The sequence below is a fragment of the Aliirhizobium wenxiniae genome, from assembly GCF_014201355.1.
Taxonomy (GTDB): Bacteria; Pseudomonadota; Alphaproteobacteria; order Rhizobiales; family Rhizobiaceae; genus Neorhizobium; species Neorhizobium wenxiniae.
Window position 1 is genome coordinate 79025 of record NZ_JACHEG010000009.1, and the last position, 24176, is coordinate 103200.

The window sequence follows — 24176 nt, forward strand, 5'->3', positions numbered from 1 at the left end:
AACTTCAGCTGCCGCAAGTCTCTCTCGGCTTGCGGCCGCCGTCATAGCTGCGGACAAGGCCGGCGAGCAGCAATCCGTCCGCGACGCTATGGCCATCCGACAAGATCACGTCGGCAACGATACGGCCGAAATATTTGTCACCGGAAATCCGCGTGAGCTGGATGGTGGGTGATTGTGCGGCCATGATTTCAAGTGATTGGCGAGCGTCCTGCCCCGCTGCTCGTACCGCTTCACATTTCGACTTGAGTTCCGGTGCGTCGATACCGCGGATGCGGACATAGACTTCCATCTTCTGCTGCGGCCAAGGCTGCGCTTCGACCAGCAGCGTATCCCCATCGACGACACGGAGAATTTCTGCGGAGACCGGGCCGGAGATTTCATCGCGTGCCATCGCCTCGGTGGTGAAGACCGACAGAATAGCAGCGATGGAAAACAGCGTCCTGATCATGAAAGGAATAAATTCCGATCATCGATCGAAGTCAATAGGAATTTTATCTTATAATTGGCGCAAAAGTTTCAGAAATCGATGGCGCGGCCATTGATTTCCCAGTCGCCGAAACGAGCCGGATCTGCGCCGCCGCGGCCGCCGAATTCTTCCGGCATATTGGCTTTTGCCTCTGCCTGGCGTCGTTCTTCAGCTTCCTTTAATGCGCGCTGAGCTGCTGGTGACAGCGGCTTTTTCACCGCGTCTTCTTCTGAAGTGTTTTCCATGTTGTCGTTGTCCGCGCTTTGCATATCCCGCATCACCGCAAGGTTTATTGAAAAATCAGGTCGAATTGACCACATGATAGGGCGTTCATAACCGCTAGAAAACCCTTGGGCGATTATTCGGATCTCTGAGGGATGAAATCGGCAACGGAGAGATGACGATGAATGTGATGCGCACCGCCATGCTTCTGGCCTTCATGACTGCCCTATTCATGGGGGTCGGATTTCTGATCGGCGGCAAGGGCGGCATGATGATTGCACTGGTGATCGCAGCCGGCATGAACCTGTTTTCTTATTGGAACTCTGACAAGATGGTTCTGTCCGCCTATCACGCCCAGGAGGTGGATGAACGGACGGCGCCGGAATTTTACCGGATGATCCGAGACCTTTCGGCCAATGCCGGCCTGCCGATGCCAAAAGTCTATATCTACGACAATCCGCAGCCCAATGCGTTTGCGACAGGCCGTAACCCCGAAAATTCTGCAGTCGCGGCTTCCACAGGACTTCTGCAGCGTCTGACGCACGAGGAAGTCGCGGGGGTCATGGCGCATGAACTGGCGCATGTGCAGAACCGTGACACGCTGATCATGACGATAACCGCAACTTTTGCCGGTGCTATCTCCATGCTCGGCAATTTTGCCTTTTTCTTTAGCGGCAATCGCGAGAACAACAGCAACCCGCTGGGCTTTATAGGCGTTCTGGTGGCGATGATCGTCGCGCCCTTCGCCGCCATGCTGGTGCAGATGGCGATCAGCCGTACGCGTGAATATTCGGCCGACCGTCGTGGTGCGGAGATCTGCGGAAACCCGATGTGGTTGGCCTCGGCGCTCGCCAAGATTGCCGGCTCCGCACATTCGATCCCGAACTACGAGGCGGAGCGTAATCCGGCGACGGCGCATATGTTCATCATCAATCCGCTTTCCGGCGAGCGCATGGACAACCTGTTCTCGACGCACCCGAATACGGAAAACCGCATTGCGGCTCTTCAGCAAATGGCGAACGAGTTTCGCGGTGGTGGGTCGACGGGATCGTTTTCGGCTGGTAGACCCCAGCGCACCGCGCGCTCCGTGCCGAATGCAGGCGCAAACAACCCCTGGGGCCGCGGATCGGATGAACCGCGCAAAGGTCCCTGGTCTTGAACGAGCCAAAAAACAAGAAACCACATAAACACTCGCCCAAGAAGCCGGCAGCCGATCGCGCAGGTAGTGAGCCGAGAAAACCCGGATTCGAAGTGAGGGCAACGGCCGCGAAGCTGCTGGCTGCTGCCGTCGACCGCAAGACGTCGCTCGACGGCATGCTGGATCTGACCCATGGCAATCCTGCCTACAAGGCGCTGAACGATGCCGACCGGGCGTTGACGCGCGCCATCCTGACCACCGCGCTTCGCCATTTGCCGCGGCTTGAGGCAGCTATTGCCTCTATGATCGAAACACCGCTGCCGGAAGGCGCGCGTGCACTCCAGCATGTTCTGGTCGTTGCCGCCGCGCAGATCCTGCATCTGGACGTGCCGTCCCATGCCGCGGTCGATCTTGCCGTCGAGCAGGCCAATCGCGACCCGCGCAATCGCCGTTTCGCGAAGCTGGTCAATGCAGTTCTGCGCCGGCTGGTGCGGGAAAAGGATGAGGTTCTGGCTGCCACCGCCTCCATTTCGCCGGTGCCGGACTGGTTCCGTGCGCGGCTTGTGAGCGCCTATGGCGAAGCTGAGGCAACCCGGATTGCAGAGGCGCAGCTTACTCCGCCGGCCATCGATCTGACGGTCAAGGATAATCCGCAGGCATGGGCGGAAAAGCTCGGGGCAAAGGTCTTGCCGACAGGCAGCATCCGTCTTGGAGAATTCGAGGGATCGGTCACTGCGCTCGAAGGTTTCGACCGCGGCGATTGGTGGGTTCAGGATGTTGCAGCCAGCATTCCGGCAAAACTGTTCGGGGATCTGAAGGGCAAGCGCGTGGCGGATCTCTGCGCGGCACCCGGTGGCAAGACTGCTCAGCTGATTGCAGCCGGTGCCGCGGTGACGGCCGTCGAGCAGTCATCCAACCGCCTTGCGCGGCTGAAGGAGAACCTTGCACGGCTCGGCATGAGTGCCGAGTTGGTGGGCGGGGACCTCTTCAAATATTCACCCGATGAAAAGCTCGACGGCATTCTTCTCGATGCGCCCTGCTCGTCTACCGGAACGACACGCCGGCATCCGGATGTGCTCTGGACCAAGGGCATGCAGGATATAGAAAAGCTGGCGGCGCTTCAGGAAAAGATGCTGCGCCATGCGGTGACGCTGGTGAAAAGCGGCGGCGTGATCGTCTTTTCGAACTGCTCGCTGGACCCGATGGAAGGCGAAGAGCTGATCGAACGGGTTCTTTCCGATACTCCATCGGTGAAACGGTTACCGGTCGATCCGGCAAACTGGCCCGGGCTTGAAAACGCAATCACGGCTCAGGGCGATTTCAGGACGACGCCGGCGATGATCCCGCCTTCGGATGGCTTTGCCGGCGGCATGGATGGTTTCTTTGCCAGCGTGCTGCGCGTCGAGTAAGGTTTTATTCACGATACCGACAGCATAGTTCTCATCCATCTAAAATTGATTCAGCTGATCTAGCGACAACCATTCCGGCGGAGAAACCAGAGTGACCATGCGGCTCGCCGATCGCCGAAGGCTTCTGGCTTCCGGTATGAAGGAAATGCGACGGCGTTTGCGCCTCCGCATCGCGCCTTATCGCGTCGCCTTGTCTGCTCCGCTGACATCCGTTCCTGAACGCCTGATCGTTGCCCCGACCGACCTGCGCCCGGTGGATCCCTTCATCGCGCATGAAATTCTCGAAGGGCGCTTTCCGCTCGCGGGACGGGTGCTTGAGACGCTAGGAGATTCACCGTTCGAGCTGGAATTGCCTTCGCGGGCTTTTGCCGAGCGTCTGCACGGTTTCGGCTGGCTTCGACATATCAGGGCAGACCGGACGGAAGCGGGTTGCGCTCACGCCCGGCATATCGTGTCGGACTGGATCAACATTCATGGCCGCAGGCGCCGGGGTATCGGCTGGGAACCGAATGTCGTGGCGACCCGCGTGATTGCCTGGCTGTCCCATTCGACGATCATTCTGCATGCAGCCGAAGCGGGTTTCTACCGACGGTTCATGAAGAACCTCGCCTATCAGATCAGCTATCTGAGAAAGATTGCCGGCAGTTGTCCGGATGCCGAGAGCCGGCTCAGGGTCAGAACCGCGCTCGCGATGGCGTCACTCTCCCTGCCGACGCGCGTAAGCGGTATCAAGCGGGAATCGCTGCTGCTCGATCGTGAGCTCGATCGCCAGATCCTCGCCGATGGCGGGCATGTTTCGCGTAATCCGCGCGCCATCCTCGATATCCTTATCGACCTCCTGCCGCTCCGGCAGACCTATATAAATCTCGGCCACGATGTGCCCCAGAAGCTCATTCCGGCGATCGACCGCATGTATCCGGCCTTGCGTTTCTTCCGCCACCAGGATGGCGATCTCGCGCTGTTCAACGGTGCCGGCTCGACTTCGGCCAGCGAGTTGATGTCGGTTCTGCGTTACGACGAATCCGCCGGAAAGCCGTTCAAGGCCTTGCCGCAGATGAACTATCATCGGCTCAGCGCGGACAATACGATCATCATCGCCGACACTGGATGCCCGAGTTCGATCGCGGCATCGCGGGGCGCTCATGCTGGTTGCCTCTCGTTCGAAATGTCGTCGGGCCGCAATCGCTTCATCGTCAATTCCGGTTCGCCGAAATTCGCCAACCGCTTTTACAAGCATCTTGCCCGTTCCACTGCGGCCCACTCGACCGTCATCATCGAGGAGACATCGTCCAGCCGGGTGATCAGCTCGTCCTTCGCCGGCTCCATCCTGATACCGGGTGTTTCAAAGATCGATTTCGAGCGTTGGGACGACAAGCACGGCAATGACTGGCTGCGCGCCCGGCACGACGGTTACGTCGAAAGTTTCGGTTATACCCACGAGCGCGAGATCGCGCTCAGCGCAGCGGGCGACAAGATCAAGGGATGCGACCGGCTTATTCCCGAAGAAGGGAGGGGCAAGGACAGCCTGACGGCGATCGTGCGTTTTCATATCCATCCGGCGATCAATCTGTTCCGCAGGGATGGCGAGAGCATCGTTCTGGGCGCCCCCGATGGAGAAACCTGGATTTTTGCAGCACCGGGCCTCGACGTGCTGATCGACGAGGACGTCTTCTTTGCCGACGTTTCCGGGATCCGGCCAAGCCAGCAATTGGCGATCGAAGTGCCGGTTCTGGGGCTTCGGGAAATCCGCTGGATGCTGCGACGGAGCGAATAGGCGTTTCTTCTTTGCGCCAGCTGTGCTAACCGCGGCCCATCCCCTTCCCGCCCCTCTGTGGCAAGCTCTTTCAGGAGAGACCGATGGCCGTTGCTTCCAAAAAAATCCCCGCTCCCGACCGCGTGAAAATCCGCACCGCTCTGCTTTCCGTGTCGGACAAGGCCGGTATCATCGAACTGGCAAAGGCACTCACCGAACAGGGCGTCAGGCTGCTGTCGACCGGCGGCACGCACAAGGCTATCGCTGCGGCCGGTCTCGCCGTCACCGATGTTTCCGAGGTGACCGGTTTTCCGGAAATCATGGATGGCCGCGTGAAGACGCTGCATCCGAACGTTCATGGTGGCCTGCTGTCTATCCGTGACGACGAGGAGCATGTCGCGGCGATGAAGCAGCATGGCATCGAGGGCATCGACCTTGCCGTCATCAACCTCTATCCGTTCGAGGAAGTGCGCGCCGCAGGCGGCGACTATCCGACTACGGTCGAAAATATCGATATCGGTGGCCCGGCGATGATCCGTGCTTCTGCCAAGAACCACGCCTATGTAACGATCGTTACCGATCCGGCCGACTATGCGCCGCTGATCGAGGCGCTCAAGGCCAATGGCGGCGAGACGGAATACGCCTTCCGCCAGAAGCTGGCCGCCAAGGCCTATGCCCGCACCGCGGCTTATGACACTGCGATTTCCAACTGGTTTGCCGAAGCGCTCGAAATCGAGACGCCGGCTTACCGGACGATCGGCGGTGTGTTGAAGGAAGCCATGCGTTACGGCGAAAACCCGCATCAGAGCGCCGGTTTCTACGTGACCGGCGAGAACCGTCCCGGCGTTGCGACCGCAACGCTGCTGCAGGGCAAGCAGCTTTCCTATAACAACATTAACGATACGGACGGCGCCTTCGAGCTGATCGGCGAGTTTGCGGCCGATCAGGGCCCGGCCTGCGCGATCATCAAGCATGCCAATCCGTGCGGTGTTGCCACCGGCTCGACCCTCAAGGACGCTTATCTGCGGGCGCTTGCCTGCGACAGCACCTCTGCCTTCGGTGGCATCATTGCGCTCAACCAGCTTCTCGATGGCGAGACGGCGGAAGAGATCGTCAAGCTGTTCACCGAAGTCATCATCGCACCGGAAGTCTCGGAAGAGGCGAAGGCGATCATTGCCAAGAAGCCGAATCTTCGCCTGCTGGTTACCGGCGGCCTGCCTGACCCGCGTTCGCGCGGCATTACCGCAAAGACGGTTGCCGGCGGCCTCCTGGTGCAGAGCCGTGATAGCGGCGTGATCGAGGACGTCGAGTTGAAGGTCGTGACCAAGCGTGCCCCGACTTCAACCGAGATGGAAGACCTGAAGTTCGCCTACAAGGTTGCCAAGCACGTCAAGTCGAACGCCATCGTCTATGCCAAGCAGGGCCAGACGGCGGGTATCGGCGCCGGGCAGATGAGCCGTATCGACTCCGCGCGTATCGCCGGCCTGAAGGCTGAGGATGCTGCCAGGGCCATGGGTTGGGCAGAGCCGATGACCAAGGGTTCGGCTGTCGCTTCGGAAGCCTTCTTCCCGTTTGCCGACGGCCTGCTTTCGGCGATTTCGGCGGGTGCCACCGCCGTCATCCAGCCGGGCGGTTCGATGCGCGATGCCGAAGTGATTGCCGCTGCCGACGAGCATAACGTCGCCATGGTCTTCACCGGCATGCGTCACTTCCGGCACTAAGCCAGCAACTACTTAGCCGGTTGCTCTCCGGCTTTGCCGGCCGGGTATGGCGTTGCTATGAGCAGCGCTAAGCCGGCCACCAGGAAGATCAGAAGCGTTGCCATGCCGAGATGGGCGGAGCCCGTGGCATAGGTGACGAGAGAAAAGGACAGGGTGGCGAGAAAGCTCGTCGCCCGTCCCGACAGCGCATAGATGCCGAAATAGCGCCCGGCTTCACCGGGTTCGATCGATCGCGCCAGATAGGAGCGCGACGACGCCTGTACCGGGCCGAAGGCAACGCCGATCAAAAGCCCGAACAGGACATAGGCTTTTTCCGCCGCGGTGCCGAACCATCCCTGACTGTCTTCCATCGACAACGGCATCATCCCGAACAGCACACTGCCCGGATTGGTGGAGATGATGCCGAGCGTTGCCGTGAGCAACAGGAAGAGGCTGATCAGCACAACGGTTTTGGAGCCGAGCACCCTGTCCAGCGCACCTGCCGCAATGCAGCCGAAGATGGCGACGATATTGAGGATGATGCCGTAGAGGCCGATCTCGATCGTTGCCCAGCCGAACATGCCGGCGGCGAAGACACCGCCGAGGATGAGGAGGCCGTTGACGCCATCCTGATAGAGCATGCGGGCTACCAGGAAACGCGTGATGCCCTGACGCCGTCGCAGTTCGCCGAGCGTGCCGCGCAGCTCCATCAGGCCGGAGCGGACGGCGGCGGCCAAAGGCAGGACTTTCCTGGCGTCCGGCGTGAAAATGAACATCGGCAGGATGAAAATCAGATACCAGATTGCGGCGATCGGGCCGGTGATGCGGGCATCTTCGCCCAGTGCCGGATCAAGGCCGAAAAGCGGGGGAATGCCGATCAGCGTCAGGCCTGTTTCGGGATTTGCCGCAAGCAGGGTTACGACGGCGACCAGCACGATCATGCCGCCGAGATAACCAAGACCCCATGCGATGTTCGAGATTTTGCCGACCTCATCGCGGGAGACGAGGCGCGGCATCATGGAATCGTTGAAGACGATGGAAAATTCCGCCGCGATCGAGGCCAGGATCATGAAGGTGATCGGCAGGATCAGTGGGGAACCGGGTGCTGCAAACCATAACATCAGCAGGCTGGCGATCTTCACGACGGCGAAACTTGCGATCCAGGGTTTACGGGCACCGGACTGATCGGCGATCGAGCCGAGGACAGGTGACAGGATGGCGATGACGATCGAAGAGACCGTCGCCATGTTGCTCCATGCCGCCTGGGCCGAGATCGGGTCGTCGGTCAGCCTTGCGACGAAATAGGGGCCGAAGACGAAGGTCGTGACAACGGTGAAGAAGGGTTGGGCCGCCCAGTCGAACAGCATCCAGCCCCAGATACCGCGCCGGCTCGTTTTCGCCGGCGCTTCATCGATGTCGTGACCTCCCATCCGTTAGCCCTTCCTCGGCCTTACGTCAGCCGCCCGTGCGCCAGATCCCCGAGCAGGCCCGCTGCAACGGAAATCTTCGGCAGGGTCAGGTCGCCGCTGTCGCTGAGTGCCATCAGTTCGGCTCCTATACGGTTCACACGCACGCGGTCAGCAGCAATCCAGGCCTGCACCGGTTTCTTGTCCGTCCGGTGTTCCGTGAGCGCCGTGATGACGATGTCACGCCGTGCCGAGGCAAGCTGCTGCAGACCGCGAGAAAGCGCCAGGCTCTCGTAATGGTCCGACGTGACGATCCTCTCTCCTGCAACGATCAGGCGGTTGACGCGGAAGGTCTTGGTGACGCCGAAATAGCTTTCTGCAGCACGCGCCATGCTTTCACCGGTACGGTCGGCGATCAGCATGATTTCTGGAGCGATGACAAGAGCCGACAGCGTGCGGATCTCCGCGATCAGGCTTGCCGGAGCGCCCTGGGCCTCGAGTTCGGCTGCAAGCGGTGCGGTCTCGGCAATCACCTCCTCTGTCATGGCGCCATGCAGGCCCTTGATCGCAGCCTTGAGCCTCGCAACGGCCTCGGTCAGCGGTGCAGCGCTGATCTGCGTCTGAAGGGCGAGATAGGTGCCGATGGTAATGATGCGGTTGATCTGCGCATGCAGATCGTTCTGAACCGATCCCGGGATGCGGTTGTCCAGGGCGTCGACCTCAGCCCATAGGCGAGGCAGATCGAAGCCGTCACGGATGAGGAAGATCGCCTTGACGACATTTGCCGCAGTCGCGCCGGTCATGTCGCTCATCATCTGGATGAAGCCGGGACCGCCGCGGTTTACCGCTTCGTTTGCAAGAGCCGTCGCGACGATCTCGCGATGCAGGCGATGGTTTGCGATATCGCCGGCATAGGGTTTCTGCATCTTTGCTGGGAAATAGGCCTTGAGGATCGCCGCAAAATACGGATCGTCCGGGATGGCGCTTTCGAGAAGCGCGTCGAAGAGGACGATCTTCGAATAGGAGAGCAGAACGCCGATTTCCGGGCGGCTCAGGGGCCGGCCGGCAGCGTAACGCTCGGCGAGCTCCGCATCATCAGGCAGCGTCTCGACCTTGCGGTTGAGCTTGCCCTGCCCTTCCAGCACGGACATCAGACGGGAGAGCTGTTCGCGGTTAGTGACGCCCCTGCGCTCGATCAGCGATATCGACAGAGGCTGGAGGTAGTTGTTGCGAAGAACCAGTTCCGCCACTTCATCGGTCATCGAGGCTAGAAGCTTGTTGCGCTTGTCACGAGGCAGACGACCGTCCTGCATGGCTGCGTTGAGCGCGATCTTGATATTGACCTCGACGTCGGAGGAATTGACGCCGGCCGAATTGTCGATCGCGTCGGAATTGCAGCGTCCGCCTGAGAGCGAATAAGCAATGCGGCCCTTCTGGGTGACGCCGAGATTGGCGCCCTCACCGATCACCTTGGCGCGTACTTCGCCCGCCGTGACGCGGATGGGGTCATTGGCGCGATCGCCAACTTCCGCATCCGTCTCGGCTGTAGCCCGGATATAGGTGCCGATGCCGCCGAACCAGAGAAGGTCGGCTTCGCTCTTAAGGATTGCCGTCATGATCTCGAACGGGGTGGCCGTCGTCTTGTCGAGCCCGATGGCTGCTGCCGCCTGCTTGGTCAGCTTTACCGATTTTTCCGCGCGGGAAATGATCATCGCGCCTTCGGACAGCGTGCTGCGATCATAATCCTGCCAGCTGGAGCGCGGCAGGGCGAACATGCGGCTGCGCTCGGCAAAGGACTTGTCCGTATCCGGGTCGGGATCGATGAATATATCGCGGTGATCGAAGGCCGCGATCAGCCGGATTTTTGGCGACAGCAACATGCCGTTGCCGAAGACGTCGCCGGACATGTCGCCGACGCCGATGACGTTGAAGGGGGTCGTCTGGATGTCGACATCCATTTCACGGAAATGCCGCTTTACCGCTTCCCAGGCACCGCGAGCGGTAATACCCATCTTCTTGTGGTCGTAACCTGCCGATCCGCCTGAAGCAAAAGCATCGTCGAGCCAGAAGCGGGCTTCCTGTGCGAGGCCGTTGGCGGTGTCGGAGAAGGTTGCCGTTCCCTTGTCGGCGGCGACGACGAAATAAGGGTCGTCACCATCGATACGGATCGTGTCTTCCGGTCCGACGATCTCGCCTTCGACGATATTGTCCGTGATCGACAGAAGCGTGCGGATATAGGTCTTGTAGGCTTCCTTGCCGGCATTGAAGATCTCGTCACGTGATCCGCCAGCAGGCAGCATTTTTGGGAAGAAACCACCCTTTGCGCCGACAGGCACGATGACGGCGTTCTTCACCTGCTGGGCCTTGACGAGGCCAAGGACTTCGGTCCGGTAATCCTCGCCGCGATCCGACCAGCGCAGGCCGCCGCGGGCAACCTTGCCGAAGCGCAGGTGTACGCCCTCAACCTCGGTGCCGTAGACGAACATCTCGCGGAAGGGACGGGGCTGCGGCAGGCCGTCGAGAAGTTCGGGATCGAACTTGAAGGCCAGCATTTTTTTGGGTGCGCCGTTTTCATCGCGCTGGAAATAGTTGGTGCGCAGCGTCGAATCGATGGCGTTGACGAAGCGTCGCAGCGTCCGGTCCTCGTCGAGGCTGGGCACCGCCGAAAGGCTTATTTCTATGGCTCCATGCAGTTGCAGCAGCTTCTTGGTTCTGGCTTTTTCAGCGAGATCCGGTTCGAAACTTGTCTGGAAAAGCTTGAAAATGGTGGCGGCCGCTTCGGGGTATTTTACCAGCGTGTCGGCGATATAGGCCTGGGAATAGACGATGCCGGTCTGGCGCAGATAGCGGGCATAGGCGCGCAGAACGGTGGTTTCGCGGGCGGAAAGGCCGGCGAGGAGAACAAGGCGGTTGAAGCCGTCATTGTCGACCGATCCCTCGAATGCCAGAAGAAACGCTTCTTCGAGCAGCGGGCCTTCCTGCGCAAGATCGATCTCGCGTCCATCGCGGAGCTGCAGCTCCATGTCATGCAGGACGATCAGCTTTGCATCCGGACCGACGTGAATTTCAAAAGTCTGCTCGCTTACCACTCGGAAGCCGAGGTTTTCCAGTAGCGGCACGCGGCGAGACAGCGAGAGATGATGATCGCCGTGGAAAATCTTGAGGGAAATGCTGTTGGCCTCATCCGTCGGGCGCTTGTAGAATTCGATACGGATGGCTTCGCCGGAGGCGCAGGCGGCGATGTCCGGCAGATCGGCAAAGGTTTCCTCTGGGGTGAAGGCTTCCTGGAAAGCATTGGTCACCGAAAGCCGGGGGCCGTTTTCCGCCAGAAGGGAGAACTGCTCTTCCCACGGGGTGGAGATCAGGCGGATTGCTTCCTCGAGCTTCGCCTGGGCTATGCGGGGCGTCTTGCCGCCGCGGCGCCCGATGATGAAATGGACGCGTGCCACACCGCCTTCGGGGAATGCGGGATAATAAGCCGATACATGGCCCTCAAACACGCGGGCCAGATAGGCGCCGACCTTTTCCCGAACCAGCGAATTATAGTCTTCACGCGGCACATAAACGATGGTCGAAACAAATCGGTCGAAATGATCGATGCGGGCGAGAGCGCGAACACGCGGCCTTTCGCTCAGCTCCATGATCTGTTCGCAGAATTTCGCCAGAAGGTCCGTATCGATCTGGAAAAGATCATCGCGCGGATAGGATTCGAGCGTGTTTTCCAGCATGCGGCCGGAATGACTATAAGGATCGAAACCGAAATGCTGGTCGATGCCTTCGACCTTTGTTCTCAGCAAAGGGATTTCGCGGACGGACTGGGTATAGGCTGTTGCAGTGAAGAGGCCGACAATCCGCAACTCGCCGACGACATGGCCGTTCTCATCGAAGCGTTTCACACCGACATAATCCATATAGGCGCGACGATGGACGACGGATTTTACGTTTGCCTTGGTGACAATGAGAAACTGTGGCCCATCGAGAAATTCGAGAATTTCCGGCGTGGTTGTTACCTGATCCTTGCCCTGGCGCAAAACCAGCACATCCGGATCGGAGAGCATGCCGAGGCCCCTGCCCTTGCCGCGCTCCACGGTCGCCTTGGATCCCTTGCCGGAATAGACGTATTCGCGCATGCCGAGAAAGGTGAAATTATCGTCCCGCAGCCAGTCGAGGAAGGCCAGTGCTTCTTCGCGATTGGCGCCCTTGCGCGGCTTGGCATTCAAGAGCTGCTTGGCCGCACCATCCATCGTGTCCAGCATGGCGGACCAGTCGGTGATCGCCAGGTGGACCTGATCCAGGATGAAGCGGATGCGCTCGATCAGATTATTGGCCTGCTCCTCGTTCAACTGAGCGATATGGAGCTGAATGAGGCTGACCTGATGAGCTGGATCGGTCGGCTCATCATTGCTGCGCAGTACCGGCTCCTTGCCCGGCTCGATCGTCAGGATCGGATGCACTGCCATGAGGATGCCACGGTGGCTGGCTGTCACCTCGCCCATGACGGAATCGAACAGGAACGGCATGTTCCGGTCGATCACGGTCAGAACCCAGACGGGTATTCCGTCCGGTTCGACACCCGGTATCTGGGTTACGGTGATATCGGCCCGGACACGGTTCCACGCCTTCACACGGGTTGCAGCATGCGCCGCGGTAATACCAAGCATTTCAGGGGAGTAGCTTGCGAGATCGTCGTCGCTTGCGCGCCCGAACAGGATGGCTGGATCGAGAAAGTCCTTGCCGGCCTTGCTCGCGAATAATCGCGCCCCATCCATCTGCTTGCTGCGCTTGGGGCTATTCTTCCAGACCATGATCTCTCCCTTTTCTGGCTGAATGCTGCAGAGAACGGCGCGAATCCGTCCACGTTGGAGCAATTACCACTGTTTTGCTCAGCAATCTTGACAGGATTTGGCAAAGAATTGTTGCCACGACAATAAATTCGAGTTTTTCAGCATGTTATAATGAATATAGGCTTTTATCGCCCATACCCCCATAGGATATGCAAATAAGGCCAATCCAAAATGCTATGAGGTCAAAGCGAGTAAGGCGCCGGGTTGCGCGTAGCGGGCCGTTGATCTTGGCTCGAAGGCGTAATATTCGTAGCCCTCATGACCTATTTTCCAGCCAAATTGCTTGCGGGCTACCGCAATTTCATGAGCGGACGCTATATCGACGAGCGCGAGCGTTACCGTGTTCTTGCCGAAAACGGACAGAAGCCGCACACGCTGCTGATTGCCTGTTGTGACTCCCGTGCCGCACCGGAAACAATTTTCGATTGTGGTCCGGGAGAGCTTTTCGTAGTTCGCAACATCGCCAACATGGTGCCGCCCTATGAGCCGGACAGCCAGTTCCATGGCACCTCCGCCGCGCTCGAATATGCCATTCAGGTTCTGAAGATTCGTGACATCGTGGTGATGGGCCATGGTCGCTGCGGCGGTATCCAGGCAGCGCTGGATCCGACGCTTGAGCCACTTTCACCCGGCGATTTCATAGGCAAGTGGATCGGGCTTGTCAGGCCCGCGGCCTCGCAGATCCAGAGTAATGACCTGATGACGGCGTCGGAGCGTCAGACGGCGCTCGAGCGGGTCTCCATCCGCAATTCGATCGCCAACCTGGCGAGTTTCCCGTTCATCAAGGCGCTGACGGACAAGGGTGAACTCTCGGTTCACGGCGCCTGGTTCGATATATCGAGCGGAGAACTTTGGGTGATGAATGAGAAGGGCGACTTCATGCGCCCTGATCTGGAAGCAGAACTGGCGCCCTCCCCGGAGGATCAGGCGCCGTCACCCTGACGTTACCTGCCGTCGATCTCAGCGCCCATATAAGCTATGGCGCGCTGATAGACCGTTGCCGCATTCCAGCCCTGGATGGCTACGAAGCTCGGTTCACCGGGCTGGTAGCCGGCGCCGGAGACCCAGCCGTGGCCCTTCAGGAAGTTCGCGGTCGATGCAAGCGCATCGGCACGCGAGCCAACCATATCGATATGGCCGTCGCCATCACCATCGGCACCGTAACGAATGACGTTGAGCGGAAGAAACTGGGTCTGGCCGATTTCGCCATGGGCGGCGCCCTTGGCGGTCGTGCTCAGATCGCCGCGGGCGACAAGTTTGAGCGCAGCATAGAGCTGTTCGGTGAAATAATCCGAGCGACGGCAATCATAAGCAAGCGTTGCCACGGCGGACAGTGTGTGCTGGTTGCCCATGAAACGGCCAAAGCCGGTTTCCATGCCCCAGATGGCGATGATCGGACCGGCGGGCACGCCATAACGGCGCTCGAGGCGGTCAAAGAGTGCTGCATTGGCCGACTTCATCTTCTTGCCTTGCGAGATGATGGTCGTGGCGCCACGCTTTTTCAGGAATTCGTCGAAGGAAAGCTTGAAGCTCTTCTGGCCGCGATCGGCGCTGATGGTCGGGCGATTGTAGGAAACGTTGGCGAACGCACGATCAAGCACAGCCGGGCTGATACCGTTTGAAGGAGCGACGCTCTTGAAATCCTGTACCCAGCGATCGAAGCCGGATGAATCATTGCCGCATTGCTGCGCAGCAGCTGGGCCTGCAATAGCCAATGTAGTGAAGGCCAGTCCTGCGAGTAGAAGCTTTTTCATGCTTTAATCCGTGTTTGCCGTTCAGCGGCGGTGCATCCGTGCCCCACTATTCGTTGCAAACGCGGCAGGTTGCAAGAAAACACCGCTCCGGCACGCATGAATAGTTCGTGAGGATATTCTTACAAAAAGAAAACCCCGCCAATGGCGGGATTTTCTAAATCGATATGCTTAATAATTTCTGATTTTTCAGGCTGCGGCCTGGCGCGGCTTGATAAGGCCACGGTTGACCAGCAATTCTGCGATCTGGATGGCGTTCAAGGCGGCGCCCTTGCGCAGGTTATCGGAGACGACCCAGATGTTGAGGCCGTTCTCAACCGTCGCATCCTCGCGAATACGGGAGATGTAGGTCGCATCTTCGCCGGCGGATTCGATCGGCGTGATGTATCCACCGTTCTCATGCTTGTCGATGACGAGGCAGCCCGGTGCTTCGCGCAGGATGTCACGCGCCTGATCGGCAGTGATCTCGTTTTCGAACTCGATGTTGACCGATTCGGAGTGGCCGATGAAGACCGGAACGCGTACGGCCGTGCAGGTTACCTTGATCTTCGGGTCGAGCATCTTCTTGGTCTCGGCGAGAACCTTCCACTCTTCCTTCGTGTAGCCGTCTTCCATGAAGACATCGATATGCGGAATGACGTTGAAGGCGATGCGCTTGGTGAACTTCTTCGATTCGATCGGATCGGCAACGAAGACAGCGCGCGTCTGGGTGAAGAGCTCGTCCATGCCTTCCTTGCCGGCACCGGAAACCGACTGGTAGGTGGAGACGACGACACGCTTGATCTTGGCAGCATCGTGCAGCGGCTTCAGCGCGACGACCAGCTGGGCAGTCGAGCAATTTGGATTGGCAATGATATTCTTCTTGGTGAAGCCGGCGACCGCATCCGGGTTTACTTCCGGAACAATGAGCGGCACTTCGGCATCGTAACGCCATGCAGAAGAGTTATCGATGACGACGCAGCCCTGGGCACCGATCTTCGGCGACCACTTCTTGGAAACGTCGCCACCGGCGGACATCAGGCAGATGTCCGTGGTTGAAAAATCGTAGTTTTCCAGGTTGGAAACCTTGAGCGTCTTGTCGCCGAAGGAGACCTCAGTGCCCTGACTGCGGGCGGATGCGAGCGCCACGACTTCATCAGCCGGAAAACCGCGCTCTGCCAGGATGTTCAGCATTTCCCGGCCGACATTGCCGGTAGCGCCGGCGACTGCAATCTTGAAACCCATGTCTATGCTCTCTTTCTGTCTCTCCTCGGTCGGTGAGGGGGAAGCCGTACCTCACGCGGTACGGTGTTCCTTGTCCCCGGCCTTGCCGGGGAGAGAGCGGCGGGCCAGAGACGTCAGACGGTTTTCGTCGTCGTTTTGGCCATGGTTTTGGAGAAAGCGAAAAAACGCTGTCCGGCTTGTTCAGCCGGCAGGCAAGATGCAGCGATGTCAAAGTCGCAGGCGATCATTTGGGCGTTTTCCCGTTCGCGCATGTGTTTAGAACATTTTGGAATGGAGTCAAGGCAAGTTGAGGCCGGAGTTGTATCTCCGCTGAGCTGCACTTTAGACGAAAGTCATAATCCCAAAGCATCACTCACCGGATGTCCTGATTTCTGTCAATCTGAGAGCATCGCGTCACGGTTGTTTTGGCAAAGGAGGAAAGGCCAGAGCAGTTACCGTTGAGCGGGTTACACCTTGTTGGGAGGACGACAATGGCAAACGTCACGACGACGGCCGGTACGAAGGCCGCACCTATGACGCGGGAAGAGAAGAAGGTCATCTTCGCATCTTCCCTCGGCACGGTATTCGAATGGTACGACTTCTATCTCTACGGTTCGCTCGCCACCTATATCGGCGCGACCTATTTCACCCAGTATCCCGAGGCTACGCGCAACATCTTCACACTGCTCGCGTTTGCAGCAGGCTTCCTGGTGCGTCCGTTCGGTGCGCTCGTCTTCGGTCGCCTCGGAGATCTTGTCGGACGCAAATATACGTTCCTCGTCACCATTCTGATCATGGGTTTTTCGACGTTTCTCGTCGGTATTCTGCCAGGTGCGGCGACGATCGGCATTGCCGCGCCGATCATTCTCATCATTCTTCGCCTGTTGCAGGGGCTTGCGCTCGGCGGTGAATATGGCGGCGCCGCAACTTATGTGGCGGAACATGCGCCGAATGGCAGGCGTGGTTACTTCACCTCCTGGATCCAGACGACGGCAACGCTCGGCCTGTTCCTCTCGCTGATCGTTATCGTTACCGTGCAATCGATCATGGGCAACGAAGCGTTTGCCGCATGGGGATGGCGCATTCCATTCCTCGTTTCGGTCGTTCTTCTCGGCGTTTCCGTCTGGATCCGTGTGAAGATGAACGAATCGCCCGCCTTCCAGAAGATGAAAGCCGAAGGCAAGGGTTCAAAGGCTCCTCTGACGGAAGCTTTCGGCACTTGGAAAAATGCGAAGATCGCCATCATCGCCCTGCTCGGCGCGACGATGGGTCAGGCGGTCGTCTGGTATGGCGGTCAGTTCTACGCGCTCTTTTTCCTGCAGAACGTGCTCAAGGTCGATTTGCAGGCCGCAAACATCATGGTGGCGATCGCGCTTCTTCTGGCAACACCGTTCTTCGTGATCTTCGGTGCGCTGTCCGACAAGATCGGCCGCAAGCCGATCATCATGGCGGGCCTGTTGATCGCGGCGGTCACCTATATGCCGCTGTTCAAGGCGCTGACCCATATGGCGAACCCGGCGCTTGCCGAAGCCCAGGCTTCGATCCGTGCTACCGTCACGTCGGACCCAGCAGATTGCAAATTTCAGTTCAACCCGACAGGCACGGCGAAATTCACCAGTTCCTGTGATATCGCAACGGCCTTCCTGACCAGAAACTCGGTGCCCTATGAGGTCGTTCCTGGCCCGGCCGGACAGCCGGCGACGGTCAAGATCGGCGACAATAGCGTGACCAGCTATGATGCGATTACAGCCGGCGCCGACGCCAAGGCCAAGCAGACGGCGCTGGAAAAGGGCATTAACGTCGCTCTTCACGATGCCGGTTATCCGCTTACCCGCGGCGCTGCCAAGGTGCCAGATTCCAAGCTCGATAACTTCATTGCCGCCAACCCGGAGCTTGGGCTGAATGCCGAGGCCGTACGTGCCGGCGACAAGGCAACGGTCAGCTCTGCCGATCTCGTTTCCCAGAAGCTTCTGACGGCGGATGAGGCGAAGACTGTCACCGACATGCCCGTTTACACGGTCGCAAATGGCGGTGCGTTTACGATGAAGGCCGATCCGGCACGGGTGAACTGGTTCGGAACGGTCGCCGTTCTCTTCGTTCTGGTTCTTTACGTGACGATGGTCTACGGCCCGATCGCGGCGCTTCTGGTCGAACTCTTCCCGACCCGCATCCGTTATACGGGTATGTCGCTGCCCTACCATATCGGTAACGGCTGGTTCGGCGGCTTGCTTCCGGCAACGGCCTTCGCCATGAGCGCGGCTGCGGGCAACATCTACTATGGCCTCTGGTATCCGATCGTTTTTGCGGCGATCACACTGGTTGTCGGGGTGTTGTTCCTGCCGGAAACCAAGGATCGTGATATTCACGCTGAATAGTCGCTGGGAGACTGTTTAGATTCGACAGATTGAAGCCCGGTAGGCCGCACTACCGGGCTTTTTTATGCCTGCGCAAATCGCGGCCGATAGTTTGCGAGAGGCGGAAATTCGGGTTTGCTGTAGCCCATGCCATGTGACCTCAGGGAAAGTGGCAAGGGATGGCGAAGGACCGGCATTCCATCCGGCCTCTGCCGGAACAAAAGCTTATGACGTGAAAATACAATCGCAGTGGCGAGCGAAAACCAGGTGCCGAGCGCCAAGCCGGCGATCACATCACTCGGGTAATGTGCCCCGACGATGACGCGCGAGAAACCCAGCCAAAGGCCCATGCTCAGGAAAATCAACCGATAGGGCGGTGCAATCAGCGCCATGGCCATCATCAAGGCCCCGGCCGTTGTAGCATGGCCCGAAGGGAAACTTTCGAAACGTGCGCTTCCGGACAGGCTGTCGAAGCTCAGAAAACCAAGTTCGTCAAAGAGGGTAGGGCGAGCACGGCCGATGATCCGCTTCAGGAGATTGGCCAGAATGCCGGAAAGGCTGACACAAATGAAAACGTAGATCGCCATGTGGCCGACAAAAGCAGCCTGGAAGCGCCCCCTCAATGTCGGTGAAAGTCGATAGGCTACCAGTGCCTCGGCAAAGATGAGCAGGCTTCCGTAGATGATCCAATCGGATTTGCCGAAATCGGTGATCGTCCTGCCGATCGGCTTCAGGACCTGGGAATTGTGCTGTGCGTAGGACGCGACCGGGGAATCGAGAAGGAAAAGGGCAATCACGATCAGATTGATGGTGATGAACGCCCAGGTCCAGATGCAACAGATCGAGAAATTTGGCTTCTGGCAGCGTTGGCGGCGGAGGCGCAAATTCTTGATCGTGCTCTTCATCGGTCCGAATATCTTGCACATCGTGGCTGATTAGGCCGAGCATATTCGGAGATGATGACAGGCGAAAAACGAGGCCTCCATTTTCATGGAGGCCTCGTAGATTTTGATCAGGCGGAAAGTGCCTGGAATTCCTTGAGAATGGTATCGCCCATTTCGGTTGTGCCGACCTGACGGCAACCTTCCGCCATGATGTCGCCGGTGCGGATGCCCTTGTCGAGAACCGTGGCTATCGCCTTTTCGAGATGATCGGCTTCCGCAATCATGTTGAACGAATAACGCAGGCACATGGCGAAGGAAGCGATCATCGCGATCGGGTTGGCGATGCCCTTTCCGGCGATGTCCGGTGCCGAACCGTGCACGGGCTCATACATGGCCTTGCGCTGTCCGGTTTTGGCATCTGCAGCGCCAAGCGAGGCGGAAGGAAGCATACCGAGCGAGCCGGTCAGCATGGCGGCCACATCCGACAGCATGTCGCCGAAAAGGTTGTCGGTGACGATGACGTCGAACTGTTTTGGCGCACGAACGAGCTGCATGCCGCCGGCATCGGCCAGCATATGTTCCAGCTTCACGTCGGAATAGGAGCGCTTGTGGGTTTCGGTCACGACCTGGTTCCACAGAACGCCGGATTTCATGACATTGCGCTTTTCCATCGAGCATACGGTGTTCTTGCGCGTGCGGGCCAGTTCGAAGGCGACGCCGGCAATACGCTCGATTTCGTATGTATCGTAGATCTGGGTGTCGATACCGCGCTTCTGGCCGTTGCCGAGATCGATGATTTCCTTGGGCTCACCGAAATAGACGCCGCCGGTCAGTTCACGAACGATCAGGATGTCGAGGCCTTCGACGAGTTCCGGCTTCAGCGACGATGCGGATGCCAGTGCCGGGTAGCAGATTGCCGGGCGCAGGTTGGCGAAAAGCTCCATATCCTTGCGCAGGCGCAGGAGGCCGGCTTCGGGGCGAACTTCATAGGGAACCGTATCCCATTTCGGGCCGCCAACGGCGCCGAACAGAACGGCATCGGCCGCCATTGCCTTGGCCATGTCCTCTTCGGAAATCGCAACGCCATGCGCATCATAGGCGCTGCCGCCGACAAGGCCTTCGTCGAGCGAGAAATCGGCCTTCATCGCATCGTTCATGTAGGCGATGATCTTGCGGACTTCGCCCATGGCTTCAGGGCCGATGCCGTCACCGGGAAGAAGGAAGAGGTTCTTTGCCATTCGTCTGCTGTCCTTGCAGTTCTTACAGGCTCACAATAGCTAACGCAGCCTTGCTGCGCCTAAAAACCCCTTGTCCGAGCCTGTCGCAGGACAAGGAGCCTTGTCCATCAGAGCCAGGGACGATCGCTGCGGTTCTTGGTTTCGAAGCTTGCGATTGCGGCATCGCTTTTCAGCGTCGAGGCAATGTCATCCAGGCCTTCGAGAAGGATCTGGCGACGACCGGCGTCGATATCGAAATGAAGACGACCGCCATCCGGACCGGTAATTTCCTGGGCTTCGAGATCGACCGTCAGGATGGCATTCGAGCCACGTTCTGCGTCATCCATCAGCTTTTCCAGATCTTCGGGGCTGACGACGATCGGCAGGATGCCGTTCTTGAAACAGTTATTGTAGAAAATGTCGGCGAAGCTGGTGGAAATTACGCAGCGGATGCCGAAATCCAGCAATGCCCAAGGAGCATGCTCACGGGACGAACCACAGCCGAAATTGTCGCCGGCAACGATGATTTTGGCATCGCGATAAGCCGGCTTGTTCAAGACGAAGTCCGGGTTCTCGGAACCATCCTCGCTATAACGAGCCTCGGCGAAAAGGCCTTTTCCAAGGCCTGTACGCTTGATCGTTTTGAGATAGTCCTTCGGAATGATCATGTCGGTGTCGACATTGACAACCGGAAGGGGGGCAGCAACGCCCGTCAGCTTTTCGAATTTTTCCATGATCGGCCTCCACGAAGACTTTATAGCGTTGCCATAAAGTATTTTCGGGAGAATTTGAAGTCCGATTCAGTACCAATCGGTACGCCGCTCGGCGGCGATCACGACGGGGCTGATTTCAGGACTTACATGTCGATGATGGTGCCGCGACCGTCGTTCCATATGCGCATGTCGCTCTGCTTGTTCTTTGCGCGAACCGGTACAGGTTTCAGCTTGCTCGAAAGCATCTTTCCGATGGAAAGAATGGCAAGCGTTCCCATGAATGCAATCGTCAGCGATGCCGTCAAAAGAGCCGCTGCAGCAAGCAGGGCAATAGCCGTGGCGATAACGAAAAAGGACCGAATGTTTTGCATGTCCAAACCTTTCTTCGTGTGAAAATGTGGGCCTTGTTGTCCCGGCTTGCAAGAGGTTCATGCGGGTTTGATTGCCGGGACCTCAAAATATTGGCAAAAGAGGGTGATGGAGTTCTTGAAAAATCATATCGCGCCGGTTCGCCGTTCGCTTCTCAGCGTTCCGGCCGACAACAGGCGCGCCCTGGAAAAAGCACCGGGTCTTGACTGCGATGGCCTGATCTACGACCTCGAAGATTCCGTTGCGCCCGAGAAAAAGCCGGAAGCACGCGACAATCTTGCGAATGCTTTCTCGCAGCCGTGCCAGTCGCAGCAGGAGCAGATCATCCGCATCAATCCGCTCGAAAGCGGGTTCGGGGAAGATGACCTGAAACTGGCTGCACAGATCCTGCCGGATGCCGTTGCTCTTCCCAAGGTCGAACATGTCGGTGAAATCGCTGCGGTGGCCGACATGCTCGCCCGGCTTGCACCTGCAAGATCGATCGCTTTGTGGGCGATGATCGAGACCCCGAAAGGCGTTCTGAATGCAGCTTCCATTGCGGCGGCGGAGAACGGCCCGAAATGCCTTGTGGTCGGCTCCAACGATCTGCGCAAGGAGACCGGGGTTCTGGCGCAGCCTGGGCGGGCTTATCTGGTGCCATGGCTGATGCAGATCGTGCTTGCGGGCCGCGCCCATGGTGTCGACGTGATCGACAGCGTGTTCAACGATTTCAGGGACGATGCCGGCTTTGCTGCCGAATGTGCGCAGGGTCGGGCAATGGGCTTTTCAGGGAAAATGCTCATTCATCCGGCGCAGATCGACATTGCCAACCGGCATTTTGGACCGGACCCACAAGCCGTCAGCGATGCGGAGGCGATCGTTTCGGCTTTTGAACAGCCGGAGGCGCAAGGCCTCAACGTTATCAACCTTGATGGAAAAATGATCGAGCGCCTTCACTTCGAGGAGGCTAAAACACTTCTGGCGCAGGCCGCCATGATTTTTGCAAGAAAGAAGCCCCAATGAAACTTTATCGACTGCTGACCGCTCCGGACGACGCCTCATTCTGCCACAAGGTAACGGCCGCTCTGAACAAGGGATGGGAACTTTACGGTTCGCCGACCTATGCTTTCAATGCTGCAACCGGGATCATGCAGTGCGGTCAGGCGGTGACGAAAACCGTAGAGGGCAAGGATTATCATCCGGATATAAAGCTCGGCGAGCAATAAGATGCCGCGGGTCAGCGCTGGGTGGCATTCTCGGCGCTGGCTTCGATCCGCTCCATGTCTTCGTCGCTCAGACCGAAATGGTGGCCGATTTCATGGATCAGGACATGGGTGATGATATCGCCTAGGGTTTCGTCGTTTTCAGCCCAGTAGTCCAGGATCGGGCGGCGGTAGAGCCGGATCCTGTTCGGAAGCTCTCCCGTTTCCACGGTAAACCGTTCGGAAATTCCACGCCCTTCGAAAAGGCCAAGCAGGTCGAACGGCGTTTCCAGCGCCATGTCCTCGAAAACGTCATCGTCCGGGAAATCTTCAATCTCAATGGTGAGATTGGTGGTGAGGGCCCTGAATTCTTCTGGAAGATGACCATAGGCATCGATCGCAAGCGACTCGAACGTGCTTATCGTTGGCGCATGGCGATCCTGCCAGTCGTCTGTTTGGTCAATGCGAGCCATTGGTTCTCCCTTTGTGAGAGACATATAAGGCCGATGATCCTTTTTTTCGAGATAAGAATCATCGCTATAGCAAATGAGGAAAAGATTCCTGTCCAGTGATGATTGACTCTCCTGCCGGGCTCTGGAATCTATAAGAACATAAAGTGAACATTTGAAATGGAGAGCTGACGCCATGGCCCATGCAGCCGCGGCGCAGGAGAAGCTATTTGCCCTGCGCGAACAGATCGCCAGATTGGAAGGCAGAAGCCTGCCGGCAATGGCGGCGGCGAAGATGGAGAGTTTTGTTTCCGGATCGAGCGGTGAAGAAAGATTGTCCTTCGACATCCCGGCTCTCGACGACGCGCTAAGCGGCGGTCTGCCGCTCGATTGCATTACCGAGATCCGTTCCGGATCATTCTCCGATGCCGGCGCGGCAACCGGTTTTTCCTTTTCGCTTGTCGGGCTGATGAAGGCACGCAAAGCCGCTGCAGGTCCGATGTTATGGATTGCGGACAGCTTTTCTTCCGGCGAAATGGGCATTCCTTATGCCGGAGGGATCAGGCAGTTCGGCATCGATCCTCGGGCGATATTTCACGCATCGCCTCGCAGGCTGGAGGATGCCCTGTGGCTTGCGGAAGGGGCGCTTGAAAGCAAGGCGTTTATCGCAACGATCCTTGAAGTTCATGGAAATCCCAAATCCTTTGGCTTGGCTGAAAGCCGAAGGCTCAGTCTTCGGGCAAAGGCGGCAGGGCAGCCGCTTTTCCTGCTGCGGCATGCAGGGGAGGAGGAGGCCAGCAGTGCTTCCGTGCGTCTCCTTGTCGAGCCGGCTCCGGCTCTGGAGCGATCCCTTCCGGATGGCAGCATGCTTGGCGGCAGTATCGGCCATCCGGTTTTCAACATCACCCTGGAGAAGAGCCGAAACCCGGCCCCTCTCAGCTTTCGTCTGGAGTGGAACCTTGATGACCGCCAATTTCACCTCGCCCGAGATCCAGGCAAATCTTCTTTCCACAAGTGGCCAGCGCATTCTGGCGCTTCACTTTCGGCATCTGCCGACCGACAGGATCGCCCGAAAGCTGTGGGGGCTGTCGTGGCGTTCGAAAGGGCGTCCTGACCA

20 protein-coding genes are annotated in these 24176 nt (G+C 58.5%); 9 read left to right on the forward strand and 11 right to left on the reverse strand.

The features are described from left to right. Nucleotides 1–4: 4 nt before the first annotated feature. Together HNQ72_RS25640 and HNQ72_RS25645 are read right to left on the reverse strand one after the other, a co-directional pair. Nucleotides 5–448, reverse strand: a complete 444-nt coding sequence (locus tag HNQ72_RS25640) for a thermonuclease family protein (RefSeq protein WP_183996679.1) — start codon at nucleotides 446–448, stop codon at nucleotides 5–7. Nucleotides 449–516: 68 nt separating this feature from the next. Further along, entirely contained in the window at nucleotides 517–735 is a 219-nt protein-coding gene (locus HNQ72_RS25645) for a DUF1674 domain-containing protein (protein WP_183996880.1), read from the reverse strand. Nucleotides 736–869: 134 nt separating this feature from the next. Between HNQ72_RS25645 and htpX the strand changes: the two genes are divergently transcribed. From htpX to purH, 4 genes are all read left to right on the forward strand, one after another. Beyond that, nucleotides 870–1847 carry a zinc metalloprotease HtpX gene (gene htpX / locus HNQ72_RS25650; protein WP_183996680.1) on the forward strand — a complete coding sequence of 326 codons (978 nt, stop codon included), beginning with the start codon at nucleotides 870–872 and terminating at the stop codon, nucleotides 1845–1847. Further along, nucleotides 1844–3235, forward strand: a complete 1392-nt coding sequence (locus HNQ72_RS25655; protein WP_373289496.1) for an RsmB/NOP family class I SAM-dependent RNA methyltransferase — start codon at nucleotides 1844–1846, stop codon at nucleotides 3233–3235. The genes htpX and HNQ72_RS25655 overlap by 4 nt, the downstream gene beginning before the upstream one ends. A gap of 97 nt (nucleotides 3236–3332) precedes the next feature. Further along, complete coding sequence (locus HNQ72_RS25660) at nucleotides 3333–5009, forward strand: heparinase II/III family protein (protein WP_183996882.1); 1677 nt, start codon at nucleotides 3333–3335, stop codon at nucleotides 5007–5009. Between the two features lie 83 nt (nucleotides 5010–5092). After that, nucleotides 5093–6709 carry a bifunctional phosphoribosylaminoimidazolecarboxamide formyltransferase/IMP cyclohydrolase gene (gene purH, locus HNQ72_RS25665; RefSeq protein ID WP_183996682.1) on the forward strand — a complete coding sequence of 539 codons (1617 nt, stop codon included), beginning with the start codon at nucleotides 5093–5095 and terminating at the stop codon, nucleotides 6707–6709. 8 nt (nucleotides 6710–6717) lie between these two features. Here purH and HNQ72_RS25670 read toward each other — a convergent pair whose 3' ends face one another. Together HNQ72_RS25670 and HNQ72_RS25675 are read right to left on the reverse strand one after the other, a co-directional pair. Beyond that, complete coding sequence (locus HNQ72_RS25670; protein ID WP_183996684.1) at nucleotides 6718–8118, reverse strand: MFS transporter; 1401 nt, start codon at nucleotides 8116–8118, stop codon at nucleotides 6718–6720. A 20-nt stretch (nucleotides 8119–8138) separates the two neighbouring features. After that, nucleotides 8139–12899, reverse strand: a complete 4761-nt coding sequence (locus HNQ72_RS25675; RefSeq protein WP_183996686.1) for an NAD-glutamate dehydrogenase — start codon at nucleotides 12897–12899, stop codon at nucleotides 8139–8141. Nucleotides 12900–13196: 297 nt separating this feature from the next. Between HNQ72_RS25675 and HNQ72_RS25680 the strand changes: the two genes are divergently transcribed. After that, nucleotides 13197–13880, forward strand: a complete 684-nt coding sequence (locus HNQ72_RS25680; protein WP_183996688.1) for a carbonic anhydrase — start codon at nucleotides 13197–13199, stop codon at nucleotides 13878–13880. A 2-nt stretch (nucleotides 13881–13882) separates the two neighbouring features. On the opposite strand, the gene HNQ72_RS25685 is transcribed toward HNQ72_RS25680, so the two are convergent. Both HNQ72_RS25685 and HNQ72_RS25690 read right to left on the reverse strand, forming a co-directional pair. After that, nucleotides 13883–14692, reverse strand: coding sequence for a lytic murein transglycosylase (locus tag HNQ72_RS25685; protein WP_183996689.1), 810 nt, complete (start codon nucleotides 14690–14692; stop codon nucleotides 13883–13885). Between the two features lie 186 nt (nucleotides 14693–14878). Next, entirely contained in the window at nucleotides 14879–15913 is a 1035-nt protein-coding gene (locus HNQ72_RS25690) for an aspartate-semialdehyde dehydrogenase (RefSeq protein ID WP_183996697.1), read from the reverse strand. Between the two features lie 470 nt (nucleotides 15914–16383). Here HNQ72_RS25690 and HNQ72_RS25695 point away from each other — a divergent pair, with 470 nt between their 5' ends. Then, nucleotides 16384–18267, forward strand: coding sequence for an MFS transporter (locus HNQ72_RS25695; protein WP_183996699.1), 1884 nt, complete (start codon nucleotides 16384–16386; stop codon nucleotides 18265–18267). Nucleotides 18268–18329: 62 nt separating this feature from the next. Here HNQ72_RS25695 and HNQ72_RS25700 read toward each other — a convergent pair whose 3' ends face one another. From HNQ72_RS25700 to HNQ72_RS25715, 4 genes are all read right to left on the reverse strand, one after another. Continuing rightward, nucleotides 18330–19151: a phosphatase PAP2 family protein gene (locus HNQ72_RS25700; protein WP_183996701.1), complete on the reverse strand. Its 822-nt coding sequence runs from the start codon at nucleotides 19149–19151 to the stop codon at nucleotides 18330–18332. A gap of 107 nt (nucleotides 19152–19258) precedes the next feature. After that, entirely contained in the window at nucleotides 19259–20368 is a 1110-nt protein-coding gene (gene leuB, locus HNQ72_RS25705) for a 3-isopropylmalate dehydrogenase (RefSeq protein WP_183996703.1), read from the reverse strand. Nucleotides 20369–20475: 107 nt separating this feature from the next. After that, nucleotides 20476–21081: a 3-isopropylmalate dehydratase small subunit gene (gene leuD, locus HNQ72_RS25710; RefSeq protein WP_183996705.1), complete on the reverse strand. Its 606-nt coding sequence runs from the start codon at nucleotides 21079–21081 to the stop codon at nucleotides 20476–20478. 122 nt (nucleotides 21082–21203) lie between these two features. After that, nucleotides 21204–21431, reverse strand: a complete 228-nt coding sequence (locus tag HNQ72_RS25715; protein ID WP_183996707.1) for a hypothetical protein — start codon at nucleotides 21429–21431, stop codon at nucleotides 21204–21206. A gap of 115 nt (nucleotides 21432–21546) precedes the next feature. On the opposite strand from HNQ72_RS25715, the gene HNQ72_RS25720 reads away from it, so the two are divergent. Next, nucleotides 21547–22431, forward strand: coding sequence for an HpcH/HpaI aldolase/citrate lyase family protein (locus HNQ72_RS25720; protein WP_244654560.1), 885 nt, complete (start codon nucleotides 21547–21549; stop codon nucleotides 22429–22431). After that, nucleotides 22428–22634 carry a DUF1737 domain-containing protein gene (locus HNQ72_RS25725; protein ID WP_148143787.1) on the forward strand — a complete coding sequence of 69 codons (207 nt, stop codon included), beginning with the start codon at nucleotides 22428–22430 and terminating at the stop codon, nucleotides 22632–22634. The genes HNQ72_RS25720 and HNQ72_RS25725 overlap by 4 nt, the downstream gene beginning before the upstream one ends. Nucleotides 22635–22645: 11 nt before the next feature. Here the strand turns inward: HNQ72_RS25725 and HNQ72_RS25730 are convergent, their stop codons facing one another. Then, nucleotides 22646–23083: a metallopeptidase family protein gene (locus tag HNQ72_RS25730; RefSeq protein WP_183996711.1), complete on the reverse strand. Its 438-nt coding sequence runs from the start codon at nucleotides 23081–23083 to the stop codon at nucleotides 22646–22648. A gap of 172 nt (nucleotides 23084–23255) precedes the next feature. Between HNQ72_RS25730 and HNQ72_RS25735 the strand changes: the two genes are divergently transcribed. Continuing rightward, complete coding sequence (locus HNQ72_RS25735; RefSeq protein ID WP_183996713.1) at nucleotides 23256–24173, forward strand: ImuA family protein; 918 nt, start codon at nucleotides 23256–23258, stop codon at nucleotides 24171–24173. Nucleotides 24174–24176: the final 3 nt, after the last annotated feature.

What these genes read in the sequence shown, in the direction of transcription:
- HNQ72_RS25640 (WP_183996679.1), bottom strand. Translation starts at nt 448, where the DNA reads ATGATCAGGACGCTGTTTTCCATCGCTGCTATTCTGTCGGTCTTCACC.
- HNQ72_RS25645 (WP_183996880.1), bottom strand. Translation starts at nt 735, where the DNA reads ATGCAAAGCGCGGACAACGACAACATGGAAAACACTTCAGAAGAAGAC.
- htpX (WP_183996680.1), top strand. Translation starts at nt 870, where the DNA reads ATGAATGTGATGCGCACCGCCATGCTTCTGGCCTTCATGACTGCCCTA.
- HNQ72_RS25660 (WP_183996882.1), top strand. Translation starts at nt 3,333, where the DNA reads ATGCGGCTCGCCGATCGCCGAAGGCTTCTGGCTTCCGGTATGAAGGAA.
- purH (WP_183996682.1), top strand. Translation starts at nt 5,093, where the DNA reads ATGGCCGTTGCTTCCAAAAAAATCCCCGCTCCCGACCGCGTGAAAATC.
- HNQ72_RS25670 (WP_183996684.1), bottom strand. Translation starts at nt 8,118, where the DNA reads ATGGGAGGTCACGACATCGATGAAGCGCCGGCGAAAACGAGCCGGCGC.
- HNQ72_RS25675 (WP_183996686.1), bottom strand. Translation starts at nt 12,899, where the DNA reads ATGGTCTGGAAGAATAGCCCCAAGCGCAGCAAGCAGATGGATGGGGCG.
- HNQ72_RS25680 (WP_183996688.1), top strand. Translation starts at nt 13,197, where the DNA reads ATGACCTATTTTCCAGCCAAATTGCTTGCGGGCTACCGCAATTTCATG.
- HNQ72_RS25685 (WP_183996689.1), bottom strand. Translation starts at nt 14,692, where the DNA reads ATGAAAAAGCTTCTACTCGCAGGACTGGCCTTCACTACATTGGCTATT.
- HNQ72_RS25690 (WP_183996697.1), bottom strand. Translation starts at nt 15,913, where the DNA reads ATGGGTTTCAAGATTGCAGTCGCCGGCGCTACCGGCAATGTCGGCCGG.
- HNQ72_RS25695 (WP_183996699.1), top strand. Translation starts at nt 16,384, where the DNA reads ATGGCAAACGTCACGACGACGGCCGGTACGAAGGCCGCACCTATGACG.
- HNQ72_RS25700 (WP_183996701.1), bottom strand. Translation starts at nt 19,151, where the DNA reads ATGAAGAGCACGATCAAGAATTTGCGCCTCCGCCGCCAACGCTGCCAG.
- leuB (WP_183996703.1), bottom strand. Translation starts at nt 20,368, where the DNA reads ATGGCAAAGAACCTCTTCCTTCTTCCCGGTGACGGCATCGGCCCTGAA.
- leuD (WP_183996705.1), bottom strand. Translation starts at nt 21,081, where the DNA reads ATGGAAAAATTCGAAAAGCTGACGGGCGTTGCTGCCCCCCTTCCGGTT.
- HNQ72_RS25715 (WP_183996707.1), bottom strand. Translation starts at nt 21,431, where the DNA reads ATGCAAAACATTCGGTCCTTTTTCGTTATCGCCACGGCTATTGCCCTG.
- HNQ72_RS25725 (WP_148143787.1), top strand. Translation starts at nt 22,428, where the DNA reads ATGAAACTTTATCGACTGCTGACCGCTCCGGACGACGCCTCATTCTGC.
- HNQ72_RS25730 (WP_183996711.1), bottom strand. Translation starts at nt 23,083, where the DNA reads ATGGCTCGCATTGACCAAACAGACGACTGGCAGGATCGCCATGCGCCA.
- HNQ72_RS25735 (WP_183996713.1), top strand. Translation starts at nt 23,256, where the DNA reads ATGGCCCATGCAGCCGCGGCGCAGGAGAAGCTATTTGCCCTGCGCGAA.